Raw genomic sequence first — 21,592 nt, forward strand, 5'->3', positions numbered from 1 at the left:
GATGGCCAGGATCGACCTCGACCTCGCCCATTCCTACGTCGCCGAACCGAAGACCGATGAGGACTACGCGCTGCTGCCGCTGCGCTTCACCTTCGAGGATGGCGGCGCCTACGCGCTGCTCGGGCCCTCCGGCTGCGGCAAGACCACGCTGCTGAATTGCGTGTCCGGCCTGCTGCGGCCCTCGCAGGGCACGATCCAGTTCGATGGCCAGGACGTGACCGCCGCCACCCCGCAGGCGCGCAACATCGCCCAGGTGTTCCAGTTTCCGGTGATCTACGACACGATGACTGTGGGCGAGAACCTGGCATTTCCCCTGCGCAATCGCGGTGTGCCGGCGGCCCAGGTCAAGGAGCGCGTCGGCAAAGTCGCCGAAATGCTAGACCTGTCGGCTTCGCTGGACCGCCGCGCGAGCGGGCTGGCGGCGGACGCCAAGCAAAAGATCTCGCTCGGGCGCGGGCTGGTGCGGCAGGACGTCTCGGCCATCCTGTTCGACGAGCCGCTGACCGTGATCGATCCGCACCTGAAATGGCAGTTGCGGCGCAAGCTCAAGGAAATCCATCACGAATTCCGGCTGACGCTGATCTACGTGACGCACGACCAGACCGAGGCGCTGACCTTCGCCGATCAGGTGGTGGTGATGTCGCGCGGCAAGGCGGTGCAGGTGGGCGCCGCCGATGCGCTGTTCGAGCGGCCCGCGCATACCTTTGTCGGCAATTTCATCGGCTCGCCGGGCATGAACTTCCTGCCGGGGACGTGGCGCAACGGCGCCATCGAGGTGGCCGGGCGCCGCTACATGCCGGAGCTGCCGGCGGGCATCGGCGCCGCGCTGGAGGGCGCCGGCACCTTCAAGGTGGGGGTGCGGCCCGAGTACCTGCAACTGGCCGCCGCCGACGACCCGCAGGCCATGCCGATGCGCGTGACGCGCGCGCAGGACATCGGCACGTACTGGCTCGTCACCGGCACGGTGGCGGGGGAGGGCGATCAGGCCGGCGGCATCCTGCGCGCCCGGCTCGGCACCGAGGCGGCCACCCTGGCCCCCGGGGACACGGCGTGGCTCACGGTGTTCAATCGCCACACCTGCTTCTATATCAACGAGGAACTGGTCCAATGAAGCCCGTCAACCAGAAGGCCTGGCTGCTGGTGCTGCCCGTGGTGCTGTGCGTGGCGTTCTCCGCCATCCTGCCGCTGATGACCATCGTCAATTATTCGGTGCAGGACATCATCTCGCCGGAGCGCCGCGTGTTCGTCGGCACGGAATGGTTCCGCACCGTGCTGCGCGATGCCGAACTGCACGACGCCCTGATCCGCCAGCTCGGCTTCTCGCTGGCCGTGCTGCTGGTGGAGATCCCGCTCGGCATCCTGCTGGCGCTGGCCATGCCGGCCAAGGGCTGGCGGGCGTCGGCGGTGCTGGTCATCATCGCGCTGTCGCTGCTGATTCCATGGAACGTGGTCGGCACGATCTGGCAGATCTTCGGCCGCACCGACATCGGCCTGCTCGGCGCCGCCCTGGAGGCGATGGGATTCGACTATAACTACACGGGCAGTGCGGTGGATGCCTGGGTCACGGTGCTGGTGATGGATGTCTGGCACTGGACCCCGCTGGTGGCGCTGCTCTGCTACGCCGGGCTGCGCGCGATTCCGGACGCCTACTACCAGGCGGCCCAGATCGACGGGGCGAGCCGCTTCGCCGTCTTCCGCTACATCCAGCTCCCCAAGCTGCGCGGCGTGCTGATGATTGCCGTGCTGCTGCGCTTCATGGACAGCTTCATGATCTATACCGAGCCCTTCGTGCTGACCGGCGGCGGGCCGGGCAACGCCACCACCTTCCTGTCCCAGTACCTGACCCAGAAGGCGGTGGGCCAGTTCGACCTGGGGCCGGCGGCGGCGTTCTCGATTGTCTACTTCCTGATCATCCTGCTGACCTGTTTCATCCTCTATAACTGGATGCAGCGCGCCGGCACGTCCGGTGGGGAGGAGGTGCCCCATGGCTAGTCAACACGCCAGCAACCGGGCCGGCGCATGGCGGCCGGTGTTCCTGGTGGTCTACCTGTTGTTCGCCATCGTGCCGATCTACTGGATGGTCAACATGTCGTTCAAGACCAACGAGGAGATCCTGACCACGCTGTCGCTGTGGCCGGCCTCGTTCACGCTCGAGCACTATCGCACCATCTTCACCGATGCCTCCTGGTACTCCGGCTACATCAACTCGCTGATCTACGTCGCCCTGAACACGGTGATCTCGATCAGCGTGGCGCTGCCGGCGGCCTACGCGTTCTCGCGCTACCAGTTCATCGGCGACAAGCACGTGTTCTTCTGGCTGCTGACCAACCGCATGACGCCCCCGGCGGTGTTCCTGCTGCCGTTCTTCCAGCTCTACACGACCATCGGGCTGATGGACACCCACCTCGGCGTGGCGCTGGCGCATCTGGTCTTCAACGTGCCGCTGGCGGTCTGGATCCTGGAAGGCTTCATGTCCGGCGTGCCGCGCGAGATCGACGAAACCGCCTATGTGGACGGCTACTCGTTCCCGCGCTTCTTCCTGACCATCTTCCTGCCGCTGATCAAGGCCGGGGTGGGCGTGGCGGCGTTCTTCTGCTTCATGTTCAGCTGGGTGGAGCTGCTGCTGGCGCGGACCTTGACCTCGGTCAATGCCAAGCCGATCGTGGCCACCATGACCCGCACGGTGTCGGCCTCCGGCATGGACTGGGGCGTGCTGGCCGCCGCCGGCGTGCTGACCATCGTGCCGGGCGCCATCGTGATCTGGTTCGTGCGGCACTACATCGCCAAGGGCTTCGCCATGGGCCGCGTGTAGCGCGCCCCGGTCAAAGAGAGGAGTTCGTCACATGTTGAGCTGGATGGTCTGGACCACCCCGGTGGCGGTGTTCTTCGCGCTGGTGGTGATGATGTTGATCGGCATGACGGTCTGGGAGGCGCGCTCCCCCACGGTCATGCGCAAGGGCTTCCTGCCGATTGCCACCACGCGCGGCGACCGGCTGTTCATCGGGCTGATGTTCGCCGCGTGGATCAACCTGGCCTGGGTAGGGCTGGGCGAGAAGATGCAGACCTGGTTCGGGCTGGCGGAGGAACCGTCGATCTGGATCAGCGCGGCCATCGCGGCCGTGGTGCTGCTTGTGGTCATGCGCCGTGGCTGACGCCCGCCGGCGCGCGCAGTCGTTGCCGTTCCATCATTCCATTATTCCAATAGGAGACACTGATGAAAGTGCACGTGAAGTTGGGGATGTCGGCCCTGGCCATGGCGGCCACGCTGGCATGCGGCGGGGCGCGAGCCGACGAGGCCGCCGCGAAGAAGTGGGTGGACAACGAGTTCCAGCCGTCGTCGCTGGCCAAGGACAAGCAGATGGCCGAGATGAAGTGGTTCATCGACGCCGCCGCCAAGCTCAAGGCCAAGGGGGTGACCCAGATCAATGTGGTGTCGGAGACCATCACCACCCATGAATACGAGTCCAAGACGCTGGCCAAGGCGTTCGAGGAAATCACCGGCATCAAGGTCAACCACGACCTGATCCAGGAAGGCGACGTGGTGGAGAAACTCCAGACGTCGATGCAGTCCGGCAAGTCGATCTACGACGGCTGGATCTCCGATTCGGACCTGATCGGCACCCACTACCGTTATGGCGCGATCCTGCCGCTGACCGACTATATGAACGGCGCCGGCAAGGAATTCACCAATCCCGGCCTCGACGTGAAGGACTTCATCGGCACCAAGTTCACCACGGCGCCGGACGGCAAGCTGTACCAGCTGCCCGACCAGCAGTTCGCCAACCTGTACTGGTTCCGCGCCGACTGGTTCGCCCGCAAGGACCTGCAGGACAAGTTCAAGGCCAAGTACGGCTATGACCTCGGCGTGCCGACCAACTGGTCGGCCTACGAGGACATCGCCAACTTCTTCACCAACGATGTGAAGGAGCTGGACGGCAAGAAGGTCTACGGCCACATGGACTACGGCAAGAAGGACCCCTCGCTCGGCTGGCGCTTCACGGACGCCTGGCTGTCGATGGCCGGCACCGCCGACAAGGGCCTGCCCAACGGCATACCGGTGGACGAGTGGGGCATCCGCGTGGCGGAGGACAAGTGCACGCCGGTAGGCGCCTCGGTCTCGCGCGGCGGCGCCACCAACAGCCCGGCGGCGGTCTACGCGCTGACCAAGTACATCGAATGGATGAAGAAGTTCTCCCCGCAGCAGGCCATGGGCATGACCTTCTCCGAAGCCGGCCCGGTGCCCGCGCAGGGCCAGATCGCCCAGCAGATCTTCTGGTACACGGCCTTCACGGCGGACATGACCAAGAAGGGCCTGCCGGTGGTGAATGCCGATGGCTCGCCCAAGTGGCGCATGGCGCCGTCGCCGTATGGGCCGTACTGGAAGCAGGGCATGCAGAACGGCTACCAGGACGTGGGCTCCTGGACCTTCTTCAAGAACACCGACCCCAACCGCCTGGCGGGCGCGTGGCTCTACGCCCAGTTCGTGACGGCCAAGTCGGTCTCGCTGAAGAAGTCGCTGATGGGTCTGACCTTTATCCGCGAGAGCGACATCAACACCGACTACCTGACCAAGAACGCGGCCAAGTACGGCGGCCTGATCGAGTTCTATCGCAGCCCGGCCCGCGTGGCCTGGACGCCGACCGGTACCAACGTGCCCGACTACCCGAAGCTGGCCCAGCTCTGGTGGAAGAACGTGGCCACGGCGGTGACGGGCGAGAAGACCCCGCAGGCGGCCATGGACAACCTGGCCGAGGAGATGGATCAGGTGATGGCGCGGCTCCAGCGCGCCGGCATGACCAACTGTGCGCCCAAGCTGAACCCCAAGAGCGACCCGGCCAAGTGGCTGAGCACCGAGCACGCGCCTTGGAAGAAGCTGGACAACGAGAAGCCGAAGGGCGAGACCATCGCCTATGACAAGCTGCTCCAGGCGTGGAAGGAAGGCCGCGTGCGGTGATGCACCGGTGAGTCGGTAGGGGGGAGGGACGGTGGCGCCAGCGGTTGGGGCGCCACCGTTCCGTTTCAGGTTCCGGACATCGCGCCGGCGGGGGCGGTTGGGGCACCAACCGGCGCGCAATTCGGCGCGGCATGGCGGGCCTTGCCGTGGCGCTTGGCCTCGTAGAGCGCCATGTCGGCCCGCATGAACAACTCGCTGACCGACGAGCCGGTATCCGGTCGATGGATGGCGCTGCCCACGCTGGCCGTGGAGACGAGCGTCAGGCCATCCACGGGGAAGGGCCGCAGCGCGGCCTGCACCACGGTCTGGGCAATCCGTTCCACGGTGGCCGGGTTCGATACGTTGTCCAGGATGATGGCGAACTCGTCGCCGCCGATGCGGGCCACCGCGTCGCCCTTGCGCACGCAGGTGGCGAGCCGTTCGGCGAAGGACACCAGCAGGCGGTCGCCCACCGGGTGGCCGTAGGTGTCGTTCACCGCCTTGAAGTCGTCCAGGTCCACCAGCAGCAGCGCCGCGCGGTGGCCGCCGGCATCGGCGCGGGCCATGGTCTCGTTGAGCCGGCGATCGAAGCCCTTGCGGTTGAGCAGGCCGGTCAGGTGGTCGGACAGGGTCTGTGCCTCCAGCGAGCGCAGCTTCTGGCGCTCCCCGGTCACGTCACGCGCGAACATGTGCAGGCCGGACACCGTGTCCTGGGCGTCGTTCCACGCCGGCTGGTAGGTGACCTCCCACGCCAGCCCATCGGCCGACTCGCGGGTAAAGGTGGTCACGCGTCCGGCGCGGGCCTCTTCAAGATAGGGCGCATTCGCCACATATTCCGGCGTGCCCCACAGCTCACGCAGCGACAGCCCGGCCACCTGATCGGCAGGGAGGCCGAAGTGGCGCGCGTAGGCCTGGTTCACGAAGGCGAAGCGTTCGTTGACGTCGATGAAGGCGACGAAGTCCGGCACATGGTTGGCAATCGCCTCGATCCGCTTCTCGCTGGCGGCGGCACGGTCCTTGGCGGCCTTCAGCGCGGCCTCTCGCTCGGAAAGCTGGTGCAGCACCTCGGCGAATGAGCCGGCCAGTTCGCCGATCTCGTCGTCGCGCCGCACCGGCAGGTCCGAGACGGCGGCGGGCTGCATCGCCAGTTGGCGCACCGTGCGGTGCAGGTGCTCGAGCGGGGCAAGCAGGCGGCGAATCACCAGCCACATCAGCGCGGCGGTAATCAGCAGGGAAAAGAAGCCGATCACGACCGTGCGCTGGCGGACGTCGATCAGCGGGGCATAGGCTTCCTCCGCCGGAAGCACCGCTACCACCTCCCAGCCATTCGACGACAGCAGGTAGCGCGACACGATGGGCTGAGTGGGCCAGAAGACTTCCCAGTCGGACTCGGCCTGCTCGGCGCCGCACATTTCGCCGAGGGCATGGGCCGGCGCCAGCACGCGGTCCGCCTCGGGGTGCAGCGCGTAGCGCGGATTGGCGCCGGCGGAGACCAGGCAGTAGTAGCCGGTCACGCCCACGCGGCTGTGCGCCAGTTCGCGCAGGAAGTTGTTGGCCGACAGGTTCAGCACGCCGCCTACCACGGCGCGCAGCTTGCCGTCCGGGTCACGCATCGGCACGGCGAGGATGACGCCCGGCGCGGCGCTGTGCTTGCCCTGCAGGAGGTCCGACACGGCGAACGAGGCGCCACGTTCGATGGCGCGGAAATAGTCGCGCTCGCCCACGGTCATCTTTACGCCTTCCGGCACGGCGGTGCTGAACGAGAGCGTGCCGTCCGGGCGGGCCAGGAACACGGCGTTGAAGCTCTCGGGCATATCGACAGCGTCGGTAGCCAGGGCCGACTGCTGGCGCGGGGTCTCGTCCAGATGGGGCGACAGCGTGCGCGCGAGGCGGCGCAGTACCACCTCACGGGATTCGAGTTTTTCGTCGAGTTGGCCGGCGACCAGTTTGACCAGTGTGTCCTGCTGCGCCTGAAGCAGCGTCTTCAGGCTTTCATAGGCATAGAACTGGGCGTAGCAAGCGCGCGTCACGAGAATGACCGTGACCACGCCGGCTGCGGCGATCGCCATCCGGTACTTCAAGGAGTGCCGCATGAATCTCTTCTTGGTATTTGCACTGAACCCGTTTTATCGGCTGCCGGGCTTTGATCCACAACCCCCGCCCCTTGGCTGGCAACCGATTCGTAGCGTAGCAGACCGCAGGGCCGCGCCGGACGGCCTTTTCGGCAATCTGGTGCGGCATGCCACACGAGGTGGCGCATGCGCCGCGTGGGTCGTGCCGATGCAACAGGCGATGGTGGACCGGGGTGCGCGTTGCTGCGTTAAGGGCAGTCGGCGAGGGTGTCCGCCAGCCAGTCGATCACGGGCCGGAAGCGGGAGGCGCCCCGGAATTCGGCAGGGTAGGCGAGCCAGACCTCGCGTATCACCTCGGGCACCTCGCGCACCAGTTGCAACGCCGGATCGTCGTGGGCCAGGAAGTGGGGCAGCAGGGCGATGCCGAGCCCGGCGCGCACGGCGGCGCGCACCCCAAGCAGGCTGTTGGACTGGAACGAGAACGGCCGGCCGAGGGACTGCGGCCACGCCACTTCGGGGAGCGTGAAGCCTTCGTCGAGCAGGCCGCATAGCGGCGCGTCGTCGGCCACCGGCCCGCGTGCGGAGGCATAGAGCCCGAAGCGCAGCGTGCCGGCGCGCTGGGCCACCAGTTCGCCCTCGTGCGGGCGGTTCAGCCGCACGGCGATATGGGCGCGGCGCCGGGCGAGGCTGGTGACGCGGTTGTCCACCTCGAGCCGGACTTCCATATCGGGGTTCTGCGCGTAGAGCGACGGCAGCCGGGGCGTCAGGAAGTCGCTGCCAAGCGCCGCCGTGGTCGCCACACGGACCACGCCAGACACCCCTGCGCTCGCGCCTTCCATCTCGCGCAGCAGGCGGTCGGCCGATTGCTCCATTTGCCGCGCCGCCGTCAGCGCATTGCGGCCCACGCTGGTCAGCACGAAGGTGCCGTCGGTGCGCGTGGCCACGGGTTTGCCGAGCGCCGCCTCCAGCCGGCGGATGCGGCGGATCGCCGTGGCGTGGGTAATGTCCAGTTCCCGCGCGCAGGCCGAATAGCTGCCGGCCCGGATCAGCGTGGAAAGCGTGAGCAGGTCGTCCCAGGAGATTGTGCTTTTTTGCACAGTGAGTGTGAGTTCGTGGCGAATTGGCGCACAGCATAGCCTGCCCTACGCTGCGTGCATACCCAACCAGGAGAACCGCCCCATGTCCGCGCCCTTCACGCTGCTCGACGCCGCCGGTGCCAGCCGCACCCCTGCCGCCTGGGAAGCCGCCGTGCTGGTCCTGATCGACCATCAGCGCGAATACATCGATGGCAAGCTGCCGCTGACCGGCATGCCCGAGGCCGTGGCGGCCTGTGCCGACCTGCTGGCGCGCGCCCGTGCCCACGGCACGCCGGTGATCCATGTGGTGCATCACGGCAAGGCCGGCGGCGCGTTCGACCCGGCCGGCCCGTATGCCGCGATCATCGAGGGGCTCCAGCCCGCGCCTGGCGAGGAAACCGTGGTCAAGCAGCTGCCGAACAGCTTCGCCGGCACCGAGCTGGCCGCCCGGCTGGCCGCGCTGGGTAAAAAGGAACTGATCGTGGCCGGCTTCCAGACCCATATGTGCGTCAGCGCCACCGTGCGGTCGGCGCTCGACCACGGCTACCGCGTCACGCTGGTGGCCAGCGCCTGCGCCACGCGGGATTTGCCCGATCCGCTCGGCGGCGAGCCGCTGGCAGCCGCCGAACTGCACCGGGTCACGCTGGCGGCGCTGAATGACCGTTTCGCCACGGTGGTGCCGGACGCCTCGGTCTGGCAATAAGGGGGAGCCGGGCCGGGCGAACTGGCCCTGTGACGCCCCGGGCGCGTAGGGGGTGTGGATGGCAGGTCCGACCGCGGCCCGCCCGGGCGGCTCAGGCATACTAGCGCCTTCGCGCCCCGGGCCCCATCGCCCGCGCGCCCATCCGCTGCCCCCGATTTCATGAAGCGAATCCTGCTGATCAAGATCACCTCGCTCGGTGACATGGTGCACACGCTGCCGCTGGTGTCCGACCTGCGCCGCGCCTATCCCGACGCCGCCATCGACTGGGTGGCCGACGCCTCGTGCGCGGACATTCCGCGCTGGGCCATCGGCGTAGACCGGGTGATTGCGCCGCCGCTGCGGCAGTTCAAGAAGAACGGCAAGCAGTGGAAGGACCTGCGCGGCATACTGCACGCCGTGCGTGAGTTGCGCCGCGAGAAGTACGACGTCGTGGTGGACGTGCATGGCGTCTACAAGAGCGCGATCGTCGCCCGGCTGGCCCGCTCGCCGCGCCGCTTCGGCTACGCCGCCGAATTCCTGGGCGAGGCGAAGGCCGAATTCGCCTACACCGACATTTTCGGACCGCATGGCGACGCCACCTGCCGCGAAAAGATGCGGCTGGTGACGGCCAACGCGTTGGGCTACACCTATCCCGAAGCCGAGACCAACGCGCTGCGCATACCGGCCCCGGCCACCCCGCTGAACACGGACGGCGTGCCGCGCGCGATGCTGTTCCATGCCACCTCCGCCGAAATCAAGAAATGGCCGCAGGCCCATTGGATTGCGGTGGGCCAGTCGCTGGCGGCGCGCGGGTTCCGCGTGCAGCTGCCGTGGGGTTCGGAGAAGGAGCACGAGGAGTCCCGCGCGCTGGCCGCCGCGATTCCGGACGCCGAGGTGCTGCCGCGCATGTCGATCACCGAGGTGGCGCAGCGCCTGGACGCCGCCGCGCTGGTCGTCGGCATGGACACCGGCTTTGTCCATCTGGCCGACGCGCTCGGCAAGCCCACGGTGATGATCTTCACGGCCACTTCGTGCGAGCACTTCGGCGTGCAGAAGCCGGGCCAGTCGGTGTCGATCGGCGACCAGGGCAAGCCGCCCTCGGTGGAGGCCGTGCTGGCCGCCATCGACTCCGTGGCGCCCAAGTTGCCGGGTCAGGCGGGTCAGGCGGGTCAGTCGGGTCCGTCGCATCAGGCCGCCGGCAACGTGTCCGCGTAGGACCAGTACTCGAACTGGACGATCGTGGCGTTGCCATGGGTCGTCACCACATCCAGCATGCAGGGCCGCCGCCGGATCGCCATCCGGGCCAGGTAGCGCGCCGCGCCGGGCACACCGGGCGGCGGCTGGATGCGGTCCCCGTGGCGCATGGCCAGCCGCAGGATATGCACCGGCACGAAGCGGTGCGCATCGTTCATCGTGGTGTGCGCGGCGGCCGTGAACAGCAGCGGTGCGGCCGCCAGCCCGGAAAAGCGCTTGCGCAGCAGGGCCAGCGTGGTCGGGGCCATGGCCGAGCCGATGCCGGGCAGCGCCAGCGCGGTCAGGCCGCGCACATTGGCCGCCCACAGGCCGCCCACCACCAGCATGGGGTCGCGCTTCTCCACCGGCACCGTGTCCCGCAGCCCCTCCCAGATCGCCGTCATGTCGCCGTTCAGGTCGTACAACTGATAGCAGCCGCCAAAGCTGCGCTGGTAGCCGATGATGCAGTCAAGATCCTCGTCGAACACGGGGCGCGCGTCGCGCGGAATACGGGGCGGCCGGATCTCGAACAGGCCGGCGGACACGGCGTAGTGGCCGGTCCACGTCAGCGTCCGGCCGGCGACGGCCTGCAGGGTGATTTCATCGGGAAGGACATCGAGGGACATGCGCGGCGCTTTGTGGTGGGACGGAACCCCCACGGTAAGCACGGCGCCCGCTGCTGTCTTTGAGACGATTCTGAAAGTGCAAAGCCCTCGGGCTAATGGACGAAGCCGCCCTTGACGAAGCGGACCGGCTCGGCGTCCATGCGCAGCAGCAGGGCGGTCAGGCCATCGACGGGGGCATCGACCGATGGATCCGGAGACTGGCGCGGTCCCCCAGACGTGCACAGCAGGTCCGATTCGCGCCACGCGGCCTGCCCCGGCGTCCCTCGGGCCCGCAGCCAGCCCTGGCGGTCGCTCAGCAGGGCGGTGCCCGGCAAGGCCGCCGGGGACACGCCGGCAATGCGCGCCATCACCGCCCACGCCTCGGACGCGGCGGCGACGCAGCCGGCCCGGAACTGCGGCACCTCGGCGGGCGCGTGGCCATCCGGCGTCACCAGCAGGGTCAGGAAGCGCGGGTCCTCCATCGGCAGCGCCGCGCGGCTATCCACGGCCACCAGCCGCACCCGCTGCGTCCCGCGCCAGTCGGCCAGCGAGCGGGGCGCCGCGCCTTCGCATTGCACGGGCATGTCCGGCAGGGCCAGCGCCGTGGGCCACGTCCCCTGCAGGCGCGCGCCGGTGCCGGCGGAAAGCGCCTTCATATAGTCGATGACGGCCCAGACATCGGCGTCGCTCAGCGTGGCGCCGAACGTGGGCATGGTCGGCTGCCCGTCGCGGCCCCGCATGCCGGCCACGATATGCCAGAACAGTTCGCCATCGGCGCGGCGGCCCAGCAGCGGGCCGGCGAGCGTGGGCGGCCAGCGTGACAGCGACGCCGCCAGCGGGCCCTCACCCCGGCCATCGTCGCCATGGCAGGCCGCGCAGTGCTGGGTATAGACCCGTTCGCCCCGCGCGATGGAGGCCACGGCGAAGCGGGTAGGACTGACGTGGAAGCTGGTGGGGGCGGCGGGGCCGAGGACGAGGTCGGGCGCCGGCCATGGAGCGAGGATCAGGGCGAGCGCGCCGGCGCCGAACGAGGCCAGCCGGGCCCGTCGCCATGCCAGCGCCAACATCAGCGCGAGCAGCGCGAATGCCATCGCCCCAATGCTCCACGCCAGTTGCCGGGCCAGCCCGGGATCGATCAGCAGCGTCTCCCCGGCGATGCGCCGTGCCCACGGCCACGCCGGCTGGCCGTGGCTATCGCCCGTCAGGCCCAGCGCGTGGCAGAGCCGCAGCAGCGCAAGCTGCGCCGCCTGCAGCCCCGCCAGCAGGTTGTTGAGCCAGACCGAAGCACCCATCACCAGCTGGCATCGAGCCCCAGATGGCGCAGCGCTTCATGCCGCAGCGCGGTCAGGCGCGGATCGCCGCGATGGCGCGGGTAGGGCAGGTCCACCACGATCTCCGCCGTGATGCGCGCCGGCCGCTGGCTGAAGACGATCACGCGCTGGGCCAGGAACAGCGCCTCCTCCACATCGTGCGTGACCAGCAGGGCCGAGAACCGCGCGCGCTGCCACAGTTCGACGAGATCGCTCTGCATGGTCAGGCGCGTCAGGGAGTCCAGCTTGCCGAGCGGTTCGTCGAGCACGAGCAGGCGCGGGTCGTTGACCAGCGCGCGGGCCAGCGCCACGCGCTGCGCCATGCCACCGGAGAGCTGGTGCGGAAACGCGCGGTCGAAGGCTTCCAGCCCCACGCGCCGCAGCGCCTCGTCCACGCGATGCCCCTCCTGCCGGGCGATGCCGCGTGCCTGGAGGCCGAGCGCCACGTTGGCGCGCACGCGGCGCCACGGGAAGAGCGTGGGGTCCTGGAAGACCACGATGCGCGACGGATCGGGCTCGGTGATCGGCGTGCCGTCCTGCAGGATCTGGCCGGACGTGGGCGCATCCAGCCCSGCCACCAGCCGCAGCAGSGTGGACTTGCCGCAGCCGCTCGGCCCCAGCAGCGCCACGAACTCGCCGGGCGCCACGCTCAGGTTCACGTTGTCCAATACGGGCAGGCGCTGGCCGGCATCGCCAAAGTCATGGCTGACGTTGCGGATGTCGATGCGGGCCCCGGCGCTGGCCTGGGCTGCCGGTGCTTCCGCCACGGGTTCACGTTCCAGCACGGCTACCATTTCACAGTTCCTTTCTGCCACGAGAGCGCGCGGTCGCGCACGGCGAACAACAGCGTGATGACGCTCGAGAACAGCAGCGCCATCACGATCAGCGCGGCGTACATGTTCACGTACGAAGCCCAGCCCTGCGCCCAGGTGAGGTACCAGCCCAGCCCGGACTTCACGCCCATCATCTCGGCCGTTACCAGCACCGAGAACGACGCGCCCAGCCCCATGAACAGGCCGACGAAGACCTGCGGCAGCGCGGCCGGAATCGCCACGCGCAGCACCAGGAACCAGCCGGAGGCGCCCAGCGTGCGCGCCACGTCGTAATAGCTCTTGTTGACGCTCGCCACGCCGGACCACGTGAGCACCGCCACGGGGAACGCGGTGGCCAGCGCAATCAGGAACACGGCGGCCGAGTAGCTCGACGGGAAGAAGTAGAAGGTCAGCGGCAGCAGGGCGGTGGAGGGCAGCGGACCCAGCACGCGCAGCACCGGGTGCACCCAGTAGCCGATGCGCCGCGACCAGCCAATCGACACGCCGATCAGGAAGCCCGCCACGCCGCCATAGGCCACGCCCAGCCCCAGCAGGCGGATGGTGTTGAGGACACTGTCGCCCAGGCGGCGCCAGTCATCCACATAGACCTCGATCAGGGCCTGCGGCGGCGCGAAGAAAGGCGTGGGCAGCAGCGCGGCCTTGGCGGTGAGAATTTCCCAGCCGAGGAAGCCGAGCGGCAACGCCACCAGCCACGGCCCGGTGGGGCGCAGGGTGGCCAGCGTGCGGTGCAGCGGGGGGAGGCGCGATCCCGCCAGCGCCAGCCCGGCCAGCGCGGCAGCGACCACCAGCGCGGCGATGCCGAGTTCCTCGGTGTAGGCCCAGTCGGTGAAGCCGGCCACCTTGTTCGGCCAGCGCCAGGTGATGGCGCCGAACGCGGCCCAGGCCAGCGCGGCCAGGAGGCCGGTGGGCCAGAGGCGGCCCGGCCGGGCCACGGCGGTCTGGCGTGGCGCGTTAGCGGCGAGCGAGGCATGCCGGGTGTCGAGCGTGGAGGGACTCGTTGTGGTCATCGCATCATCCCAGTACGTTGGCGTAGACGTGCTGCGCCAGCCGCTTCGCGTCGGTGGACTTCTTCAGCACGCCGATCTTGCGGAAGTCGTCGGCATAGAAGGCGATTTCCTCCTGCAGGTCCACGCCGGTGGGGTGGTGGGTGTAGGTCAGCGTGGCGTAGAGCTTGCGCAGATCGTCCGGGCTGATCTTGGGCGAGTACTTGGCGAAGATCTTCGCGGCCTCGTTCGGGTTCTCGTTGACGAAATCCGTGGCCTGAACGATGGACCGCGCCAGTGCGGCGGCGGCCGGCTTGTCGTTGCGGACCAGATCGCCCCGGGCGCCGACCACGCAGCAGACCTTGCGCGCGTACTCGCCGGTCAGGTTGGTGCCCAGCTCCACGTAGGCGCCGTTGGTGCGTTTCTCCAGCAGGTAGAGATTGGGGTCGCCATCGGCAATCGCCTGGATCTCGCCCTTGTCGACGGCCACGCCGAGCAGGTCGGCGGGGTACTGGCGCCAGGTGATGTCGCGGTCGGGGTCGATGCCGTTCTTGGCCAGCAGGATCGTGAAGAAGTGCTTGCCCGGCGCGGCCAGGTCGCTCACGCCCACGGTCTTGCCCTTGAGCGCCTGGAGGTTGGTCACCCCCGCCGCCTTGGCCCCCACCAGCCGCACGCAGCCGCCGTGGGAGCTGCCGATGATCTTGACGTCGAAGCCGGCTTCCAGCGGCTTGAGCCAGCGGTGGATCATGCCCACCGCCGCATCCGCCTTGCCGGTGGCAATCGACTCCAGCAGCTGGTCCGTGGAGCCGCTGTAGTTGATCAGGTCCACCTGCAGGCCGTTCTTCTCGAAGAAGCCGCGCTCCTGCGCCACCACGATCGGCGTCAGGCAGAACGAATTCTGGTTCCACGCGAAGGTGAGCTTGCGCGGCGCCGACCACGCCTGCCGGCCCAGGATCAGCGCCGGGGCGGCAAGGGCGGCGCTGCCGGCCAGCCGCAGCACGCCGCGTCGGCGGGTGTTGGGTTGCGGCAGGTTGGGCGGATTCGATTCGTTGGATTGGCTCATGGTGTGGAAACTCCCCGTTTTCGTTGTTGTTGGGCGCAGGCGCAGGTGGCCTCAGGTGGCCTCAGGCGGCCTTGCGGCTGGCTTCCGCATCGCGGCGTGCCACCAGCTCCCGTACGCGTGGAATCAGCTCGCGGCCGTAGTCGATGGCGTCCTCCAGCGGGTCGAAGCCGCGGATCAGGAAGGTGGTCACGCCGACGTCGTAGTAAGCCAGCAGGGCCTCCGCCACCTGTTCGGGCGTGCCGACCAGCCCGGTGGAGTTGGAGCGGCCGCCGGTCTCGCGGGCGATGGCGGTCCAGAGGCGCTGGTCCACGCGATCGCCCTGTTCGGCGGCGGCCAGCAGGCGGCGCGCGCCTTCGCTCTGCTGCGGGCCGCCCCGGCTGTAGCCGGCCTGCACGCGCAGCGCGCGGGTCCGTTCGAGGATGCTGTCGGCACGCGCCCACGCTTTCTCTTCGGTCTCCGCCAGCACCGGGCGGAACGACACCGAGAAGCGCACCTCGCGCCCGTGCTTGGCGGCTTCCGCCCGCACGCGGGTGGTCAGTTCGCGCACCTGGTCGAGCGATTCGCCCCACAGCGCGTAGACATCGGCATGCTTGCCCGCCACGGTCAGCGCCGCCTCGGACGCGCCGCCGAAGTAGATCGGCACATGCGGTTTCTGGGCCGGCTTGACCTCCGAGAAGCCCTGCGTGAAGCGGTAGAACTCGCCGTCGTGGTCGAACGGCTTGTCCTCGGTCCAGATGCGCCGCAGGATGCCCAGGTACTCGTCCGTGCGCGCGTAGCGCTGGTCGTGATCGAGGAAATCGCCGTCGCGCGCCTGCTCGCTGTCGGAGCCGCCCGAGATGAAGTGCACCCCCAGCCGGCCGCCGCTGAACTGGTCGAGCGTGGCGATCTGGCGCGCCGCCAGCGTCGGCGCCGTGAAACCGGGGCGGTGCGCCAGCATGAAGTGGATGCGCTCGGTCACGGCCGCCGCGTAGGCAATCGTCAGCGTGGCCGACGGGCCGGTGGAGTGGTGCGGCACCAGGACGCGGTCGAACCCGGCCTGCTCATGGGCCTGGGCGAACGCGCGCACATAGTTGCGGTCGATCACGGGGCCCGAGGGCGGATGGATCTCGGACTGCTTCTGGCTCTGGATCATGCCGATGAAATCGACGCTCATGGCGCGGGCCTCCTTGCGGGCGGTGTCAGGAATGACGAGCAAAGTACGCCCGGCGGGCGGTGGCCCCAAACGAATAAAAACGCGGCTCGATATGCGGCAGAAACCGTCGCTCGATATGCGATATGCGTCGTTATCGGCGCGGCGGGCGCGCGGTACGCTATGCGGCACTCATCGCACGATGCTTTCCCGAGATCCCCCATCATGGCTTCGACTTCCCCGCGTACCACCCTGCGCCGCCTGCCTGCGAGCGAGCCCCGGCTGGCCGAGTTGCTGGCGACGCTGACCGCCCGGCTGGCTACCACCGCCGCGCGCCATGACGCAGACGGCAGCTTCCCGCACGCGAACTTCGAGCTGCTGCACGAACATGGCCTGATCGCCCAGGTGGTGCCGCGCGACTACGGCGGTGGTGGGGCGGGGCTGGCGGAGGCACGCCGGATCATCGCGGCCGTGGCGGCCGGCGACCCGGCCACGGCGCTGGTCCTGACCATGACCTATCTCCAGCATCGCGCCATCGGCCGGGCCGATTCGCGCTGGCCCGAGGCGGTGCGCCGCGAGGTCTTCGCCAGCGCGGTGGAAGAGGGCGCGCTGATCAACTCGCTGCGCGTGGAGCCGGAACTCGGCTCGCCGGCGCGAGGCGGCCTGCCGGGCACCGTCGCCACGCGTGTCGGCGACCGCTGGCGCATCCGCGGCCACAAGCTCTACACCACCGGCATTCCGGCGCTGCGCTGGCTGGCCGTGTGGGGCCGCACGCACGAGCCGGAGCCGCGCGTGGGCATTTTCCTGGTGCCGAAGCCATCGGCCGACACGCCGGGCATCCGCGTGGTGGAGAGCTGGAATCACCTCGGCCTGCGCGCGTCCGGCAGCCATGAAACCGTGTTCGAGGACGTGTGGATTCCGCTCGACCATGCGGTGGACATCCGCCGGCCCGAGGCCTGGGCGCCAGCCGGGGCCAGCCAGGCCGACGTGGATGCCAATGCCGACCAGCAGGCGTGGATGGTGGGCCTGCTCGGCACGCTCTACGACGCCGTGGCGCGGGCCGGCTTCGACTGGATCCGCAGCTTCGTGCAGGACCGCGCGCCGGGCAGCCTGGGTGCGCCGCTCGCCACCCTGCCGCGCGTGCAGGAGACCATCGGCGAGATCGCCGCGCTGCTCCGTACCAACCAGGTGTTGCTCGACGATGCCGCCGCGCGGGCCGATGCCGGCACGCCGGCCTCGGCGACGGACAGCGGGCTGCTGAAGTACACCGTCACCGGCAATGCGATCCGGGCGGTGGAGCTGGCGCTGCAGCTGTCGGGCAATCACGGCCTGAGCCGCAACAATCCGCTCGAACGGCACTATCGCGATGTGCTTTGCAGCCGCATCCACACGCCGCAGAACGACGCCATCCTGACCGCCGCCGGCCGCGCCGCGCTGGCCGGTTGACCCACATCGGAACGATGGCTTCGTGCTATGTTTAAGGCCGCTGTTCGAGACAGGGCCGCAGCGATCGTCGCCATCCACAGACGGCCCACCGAACGGGATCACCGCGCGGACCACCGAGGAGACACGGGATGCACGACGCCCTGACACACCCCACGCACCCAGCGCGTACGCTCACGCCGCTGCGCGAGTTCATCACCGGCCTCTCGGCGCTGCTCGACCAGCAGCCCGATGAGCCCCGCATCCTGGCCGAAGGCGGCGCGCTGCTCGCCACGCTGGTGGCGCGCGACGACTGGCTGCCCGACGCCTTCGCCCAGCCGCACCCTGAGTACTACCAGCAGGTCCTGCTCCATTGCGATTCCGCCGAGCGGTTCTCGATCGTCAGCTTTGTCTGGGGGCCGGGGCAGCGCACGCCCATCCACGACCACACGGTCTGGGGGCTGATCGGCATGCTGCGCGGGGCCGAGTATTCGCAGCCGTACCGGATCGATGCCGAAGGCCGCCCGCAGTTGGACGGCGCGGCCACGCGGCTGGAGCCGGGCCACGTGGAGGCGGTGTCGCCCACGGTGGGGGACATCCACCGTGTGCACAACGCCTACGAGGACCGCGTCTCCATCAGCATCCACGTGTACGGCGCCAATATCGGCGCGGTGCGGCGGCACGTCTACCCGGAGGCGGGCGAGCGCAAGCCGTTTATCTCCGGTTATTCCAATTCCACCCTGCCCAATCCCTGGGATCGATCGAAGGAACCCGTTTCGTCATGACCGCTTTGCCCTCCGTCATTCCCGCCGTGTTTCCCGCCGTCTCCAGCCTGTCCGTGCGGCAGGCGCTGCTCGGCCGCGCCGAGATCGCGCTGATCGACGTGCGCGAGGAAGACCCCTACGCCCAGGAGCATCCGCTCTGGGCGGCGAACTTCCCGCTCTCGAAGCTCGAACTGGAAGCGTGGCGACGGATTCCGCGCCGCGACACGCGGATCGTCGTCTATGGCGAGCATGCCGGTGAGGATCTGGCGCCGCGCGCGGCGGCGGTGCTGCACGGGTTGGGCTATACGGATGTGTCGCGGCTGGACGGCGGGCTGGCGGCCTGGATCGCCGCCGGCGGCGAGGTGTTCCGCGACGTGAATGTGCCGAGCAAGTCGTTCGGCGAGCTGGTGGAGGCGAAGCGCCATACGCCGTCACTGGCCGCGCAGGAAGTGCAGGCGCTCATCGACGAACGTGCCGATGTGGTCATCGTGGACGCGCGCCGCTTCGACGAATACCAGACCATGAGCATCCCCACGGCCACCAGCCTGCCTGGCGCGGAACTGGTGCTGCGCGTGCGGGAGCTGGCGCCGGACCCGCAGACGCGGGTCATCGTGAACTGCGCGGGCCGGACGCGCAGCATCATCGGCACGCAATCCTTGATCAATGCCGGCCTGCCGAACCCGGTGGCCGCGCTGCGCAACGGCACCATCGGCTGGACGTTGGCGGGGCAGACCCTCGACCATGGCGCCAGCCGGCGCGCGCCGGTAGCGGTGGACGCCGCCCACCGCGAGCGGGCCCGTAGCGGCGCCCGGGCGATTGCCGACCAGGCCGGCGTGCAACGGATTGCCCACGACGCCGTGGCGACGCTGGCCCAGCCGGGGCGGACGCTGTACCGCTTCGACGTCCGCACGCCCGAGGAATATGCCGATGGCCACCTGCCGGGCTTCTCAAGCGCGCCGGGCGGCCAGCTGGTGCAGGAAACCGACCACAGCGCCCCGGTGCGCGGCGCACGGATCGTGCTGGCCGACGACGACCACGGCGTGCGCGCCGACATGACGGCTTCGTGGCTGGCGCAGATGGGCTGGGAAGTATTCGTGGTGGAGCCGGCGGGCGAACATGCTCGCAGCGAGCGCGGCACGTCGGCGGCGCCGGTGCCGGAAGCGGATGCCGTCGATTCCGTCTCGCCAGCCGAACTCGCGAAATGGCTAGAGGATGCGAGCGAGGGCGACATCGCCGTGCTCGACGTGACGGCCAGCGCCAACTACGTGAAGCGCCATATCCCGGGCGCCTGGTTTGCCATCCGCGCCCAACTGGCGCAGGCGCTGGCGACGATCCCTTCGGCAAAACGCTATGTGCTGACCTGCGGCACCAGCCAGCTCGCCCGCTTTGCGGCGGCGGACCTGAAGCGGCTCACATCGGCGCAGGTGGTGGTGCTGGAAGGTGGCACCACGGCCTGGATCGACGCTGGCCTGCCGCTGGAATCCGGCGAAACCCGCCTGGCCGTGCCGAGAACCGACCGCTACCGCCGCCCGTACGAAGGCACCGACAACGCCGCAGCCGCCATGCAGGCCTACCTCGACTGGGAATTCGGCCTCATCGCCCAACTCGACCGCGACGGCACGCATTTCTTCAAGGTGGTCTGATGACGCGCTAAGCGCGCGGCTGCAAGGCAATCAACGCCATGCCGGCCAAGCACACCACCGCGCCGGCCACATCCCAGCTGGTCAGCCGCACCCCATCCACCACTCGCAACCACACCAGCGCCACGACGATATACATGCCGCCATAAGCGGCATACGTCCGCCCGGCGGCGGTGGGGTGGAGGGTCAGCAGCCAGGCAAACAGGGCCAGGGAAATTGCGGCGGGGATTAGCAGCAGCATGCTTTTCCCCTGCTTGAGCACCAGCCACGGCAGGTAGCAACCGACGATCTCGGCAACAGCGGTGATGGCGAAGAGGAGGGCGAGGCGGAGCATTTAGGGAGGGGAAGCGGACGGGATGGCGCGATTGTGCCAGAGGGCGCCGTGCATCCAACTTCGGCGGCCCCCCAAAGCAAAAAGGACCTGGGCTTTCGCCTCAGATCCTTTTTGGTCACCGTATTCTGGTGGGTGGTACAGGGATTGAACCTGTGACCCCTGCCGTGTGAAGGCAGTGCTCTACCGCTGAGCTAACCACCCCTTGCTGCGTCGGCGTCGTTGTTGCGTGACGTCGTGCAGTGGAGAAACGAGATTATGCAGATGCCGCAGTATCTTGTAAAGCCCTTTTTTCGGCTTTCCGCGAAAAACTTCGCGGGTTACTGCAGCGTCGGCGTCGCTTCGGCGGCGTCCTGCCAGACGGTCTTGCCGCCGCTGGCCTTGTCGAGCTCCTTCAGCACGCCCATGTGGGCGGTGACTTCGTCGTCGGTGGCCAGCAGCACGGGCAGGGTCAGGGCGGAGAGGTCCGCCGCGGCCTGGGCGCCGGCGCCGTGGGGGCCGGCGTCGAGCATGTCGATGACCAGCGAGTTCTGGCCGCGCGTCATGGCCAGGTAGACCTCGGCGAGCAGTTCCGCGTCCAGCAAGGCGCCGTGCAGGGTGCGGTGGGCGTTGCTGATGCCGAGGCGGTCGCACAGGGCATCGAGCGAATTCCGCTTGCCCGGGAACATCTGGCGCGCCTCGCGCAGCGTATCGATCACGTTGGCGGCGTGCGAGCGGAAGGGCTGGTGGCCCAGCCGCTGGAATTCCATGTCGAGGAAGCCCAGGTCGAACGCCGCGTTGTGGATGATCAACTCGGCGTCCTGCACGAATTCGCGGATGTCGTGGACGACTTCGGCGAATTTCGGCTTGTCGGCCAGGAAATCGAGCGTGATGCCGTGGACGGCGATGGCGTCCTCGTGGATGTCGCGCTCGGGGTTGACGTAGTAGTGCAGGTGGCGGCCGGTCAGGCGCCGGTTCACCAGTTCCACGCAGCCAATTTCGATCAGGCGATCGCCGGTGGCGTGGTTCAGGCCGGTGGTTTCGGTGTCGAGAACGATCTGTCGCATGGCGGGCATTCTAACGGAGACGGAGCGGTTACACGGCGATGGACGCCACGCCGCGATTCGCCAGCGCGTCGGCCCGCTCGTTGCCCGGGTGGCCGTTGTGGCCGCGCACCCAGTGCCAGGAAATGGTGTGCGGCTGGCGCGCTTCGTCGAGTTGCTGCCACAGGTCGGCGTTCTTCACCGGCTTCTTGTCGGCCGTCTTCCAGCCGCGCGCCTTCCAGCCGGTGATCCACTCGCTGATGCCTTTCTGGACGTATTGCGAGTCCGTATAGACCTGGACCACGCACGGACGCTTCAGGGAGCGCAGCGCCTCGATCACGGCCATCAGCTCCATGCGGTTGTTGGTGGTCGGGTTCTCGCCGCCGAACAGTTCTTTCTCATGGGTGCCCGCGATGAGCACGGCGCCCCAGCCGCCGGGGCCGGGGTTGCCCTTGCAGGCACCGTCGGAGTAAATCGTAACTTCTTGCATGGCG

Annotated in this window: 21 protein-coding genes and 1 tRNA gene; 10 read left to right on the forward strand and 12 right to left on the reverse strand. The window is 68.7% G+C overall.

The features are described 5' to 3' along the window. Position 1 precedes the first annotated feature (1 nt). From AC1DP9_RS02705 to AC1DP9_RS02725, 5 genes are all read left to right on the forward strand, one after another. Positions 2–1,111 carry an ABC transporter ATP-binding protein gene (locus AC1DP9_RS02705; RefSeq protein ID WP_092289870.1) on the forward strand — a complete coding sequence of 370 codons (1,110 nt, stop codon included), beginning with the start codon at positions 2–4 and terminating at the stop codon, positions 1,109–1,111. After that, positions 1,108–1,992, forward strand: a complete 885-nt coding sequence (locus tag AC1DP9_RS02710; RefSeq protein WP_092289868.1) for a carbohydrate ABC transporter permease — start codon at positions 1,108–1,110, stop codon at positions 1,990–1,992. The genes AC1DP9_RS02705 and AC1DP9_RS02710 overlap by 4 nt, the downstream gene beginning before the upstream one ends. Then, on the forward strand, positions 1,985–2,812 hold the full coding sequence (locus AC1DP9_RS02715) for a carbohydrate ABC transporter permease (RefSeq protein ID WP_092289866.1): 828 nt from the start codon (positions 1,985–1,987) through the stop codon (positions 2,810–2,812). Before AC1DP9_RS02710 ends, AC1DP9_RS02715 begins: the two co-directional genes overlap by 8 nt. A gap of 31 nt (positions 2,813–2,843) precedes the next feature. Continuing rightward, entirely contained in the window at positions 2,844–3,152 is a 309-nt protein-coding gene (locus AC1DP9_RS02720) for a DUF2160 domain-containing protein (protein WP_092289864.1), read from the forward strand. Positions 3,153–3,226: 74 nt separating this feature from the next. After that, entirely contained in the window at positions 3,227–4,954 is a 1,728-nt protein-coding gene (locus tag AC1DP9_RS02725) for an ABC transporter substrate-binding protein (protein WP_092290841.1), read from the forward strand. 65 nt (positions 4,955–5,019) lie between these two features. Here AC1DP9_RS02725 and AC1DP9_RS02730 read toward each other — a convergent pair whose 3' ends face one another. Both AC1DP9_RS02730 and AC1DP9_RS02735 read right to left on the reverse strand, forming a co-directional pair. Continuing rightward, a complete protein-coding gene (locus AC1DP9_RS02730; protein WP_477106531.1) occupies positions 5,020–7,026 on the reverse strand; it encodes a diguanylate cyclase domain-containing protein in 2,007 nt (668 codons plus the stop codon). Between the two features lie 227 nt (positions 7,027–7,253). Next, positions 7,254–8,102, reverse strand: a complete 849-nt coding sequence (locus AC1DP9_RS02735; RefSeq protein WP_092289860.1) for a LysR family transcriptional regulator — start codon at positions 8,100–8,102, stop codon at positions 7,254–7,256. A gap of 82 nt (positions 8,103–8,184) precedes the next feature. On the opposite strand from AC1DP9_RS02735, the gene AC1DP9_RS02740 reads away from it, so the two are divergent. Both AC1DP9_RS02740 and waaC read left to right on the forward strand, forming a co-directional pair. Beyond that, entirely contained in the window at positions 8,185–8,784 is a 600-nt protein-coding gene (locus AC1DP9_RS02740) for a cysteine hydrolase family protein (RefSeq protein WP_477106532.1), read from the forward strand. A gap of 159 nt (positions 8,785–8,943) precedes the next feature. After that, positions 8,944–9,978, forward strand: coding sequence for a lipopolysaccharide heptosyltransferase I (gene waaC, locus AC1DP9_RS02745; RefSeq protein ID WP_477106533.1), 1,035 nt, complete (start codon positions 8,944–8,946; stop codon positions 9,976–9,978). Here the strand turns inward: waaC and AC1DP9_RS02750 are convergent. From AC1DP9_RS02750 to AC1DP9_RS02775, 6 genes are all read right to left on the reverse strand, one after another. Then, positions 9,951–10,622, reverse strand: coding sequence for a hypothetical protein (locus tag AC1DP9_RS02750; protein ID WP_477106534.1), 672 nt, complete (start codon positions 10,620–10,622; stop codon positions 9,951–9,953). The two genes, waaC and AC1DP9_RS02750, sit on opposite strands and share 28 nt — an antisense overlap. A gap of 92 nt (positions 10,623–10,714) precedes the next feature. After that, positions 10,715–11,893 (reverse strand): c-type cytochrome, encoded by a 1,179-nt coding sequence (locus AC1DP9_RS02755; protein WP_477106535.1) that lies wholly within the window; start codon positions 11,891–11,893, stop codon positions 10,715–10,717. Next, entirely contained in the window at positions 11,893–12,705 is an 813-nt protein-coding gene (locus tag AC1DP9_RS02760; protein WP_092289852.1) for an ABC transporter ATP-binding protein, read from the reverse strand. The genes AC1DP9_RS02755 and AC1DP9_RS02760 overlap by 1 nt, the downstream gene beginning before the upstream one ends. Next, positions 12,699–13,751, reverse strand: coding sequence for an ABC transporter permease (locus AC1DP9_RS02765; protein ID WP_477106536.1), 1,053 nt, complete (start codon positions 13,749–13,751; stop codon positions 12,699–12,701). Before AC1DP9_RS02765 ends, AC1DP9_RS02760 begins: the two co-directional genes overlap by 7 nt. Positions 13,752–13,755: 4 nt before the next feature. Continuing rightward, positions 13,756–14,790 (reverse strand): ABC transporter substrate-binding protein, encoded by a 1,035-nt coding sequence (locus AC1DP9_RS02770; RefSeq protein ID WP_477106537.1) that lies wholly within the window; start codon positions 14,788–14,790, stop codon positions 13,756–13,758. Positions 14,791–14,851: 61 nt separating this feature from the next. After that, positions 14,852–15,943 (reverse strand): LLM class flavin-dependent oxidoreductase, encoded by a 1,092-nt coding sequence (locus tag AC1DP9_RS02775; protein ID WP_477106538.1) that lies wholly within the window; start codon positions 15,941–15,943, stop codon positions 14,852–14,854. Between the two features lie 201 nt (positions 15,944–16,144). Here AC1DP9_RS02775 and AC1DP9_RS02780 point away from each other — a divergent pair, with 201 nt between their 5' ends. The 3 genes from AC1DP9_RS02780 (at position 16,145) to AC1DP9_RS02790 (ending at position 19,748) form a co-directional block, all read left to right on the forward strand. Further along, the gene (locus tag AC1DP9_RS02780; RefSeq protein ID WP_477106539.1) at positions 16,145–17,365 is read left to right on the forward strand and encodes an acyl-CoA dehydrogenase family protein; all 1,221 of its coding nucleotides are present in this window, start codon (positions 16,145–16,147) and stop codon (positions 17,363–17,365) included. Between the two features lie 128 nt (positions 17,366–17,493). After that, the gene (locus AC1DP9_RS02785) at positions 17,494–18,126 is read left to right on the forward strand and encodes a cysteine dioxygenase family protein (RefSeq protein WP_092289844.1); all 633 of its coding nucleotides are present in this window, start codon (positions 17,494–17,496) and stop codon (positions 18,124–18,126) included. Continuing rightward, positions 18,123–19,748 carry a rhodanese-related sulfurtransferase gene (locus AC1DP9_RS02790; RefSeq protein WP_477106540.1) on the forward strand — a complete coding sequence of 542 codons (1,626 nt, stop codon included), beginning with the start codon at positions 18,123–18,125 and terminating at the stop codon, positions 19,746–19,748. The genes AC1DP9_RS02785 and AC1DP9_RS02790 overlap by 4 nt, the downstream gene beginning before the upstream one ends. Positions 19,749–19,755: 7 nt before the next feature. Here AC1DP9_RS02790 and AC1DP9_RS02795 read toward each other — a convergent pair whose 3' ends face one another. The 4 genes from AC1DP9_RS02795 to rnhA all read right to left on the reverse strand — a co-directional run bounded on the left by AC1DP9_RS02795 (position 19,756) and on the right by rnhA (position 21,588). Beyond that, positions 19,756–20,079, reverse strand: a complete 324-nt coding sequence (locus AC1DP9_RS02795) for a YnfA family protein (RefSeq protein ID WP_477106541.1) — start codon at positions 20,077–20,079, stop codon at positions 19,756–19,758. Between the two features lie 126 nt (positions 20,080–20,205). Next, positions 20,206–20,280 (reverse strand) — tRNA-Val (locus tag AC1DP9_RS02800). A gap of 116 nt (positions 20,281–20,396) precedes the next feature. Further along, on the reverse strand, positions 20,397–21,122 hold the full coding sequence (dnaQ, locus tag AC1DP9_RS02805; protein ID WP_092290837.1) for a DNA polymerase III subunit epsilon: 726 nt from the start codon (positions 21,120–21,122) through the stop codon (positions 20,397–20,399). Positions 21,123–21,150: 28 nt separating this feature from the next. After that, the gene (gene rnhA, locus AC1DP9_RS02810; RefSeq protein WP_092289838.1) at positions 21,151–21,588 is read right to left on the reverse strand and encodes a ribonuclease HI; all 438 of its coding nucleotides are present in this window, start codon (positions 21,586–21,588) and stop codon (positions 21,151–21,153) included. Between the last annotated feature and the right edge of the window lie 4 nt (positions 21,589–21,592).

It is taken from the genome of Cupriavidus sp. 01L43, assembly GCF_056399925.1.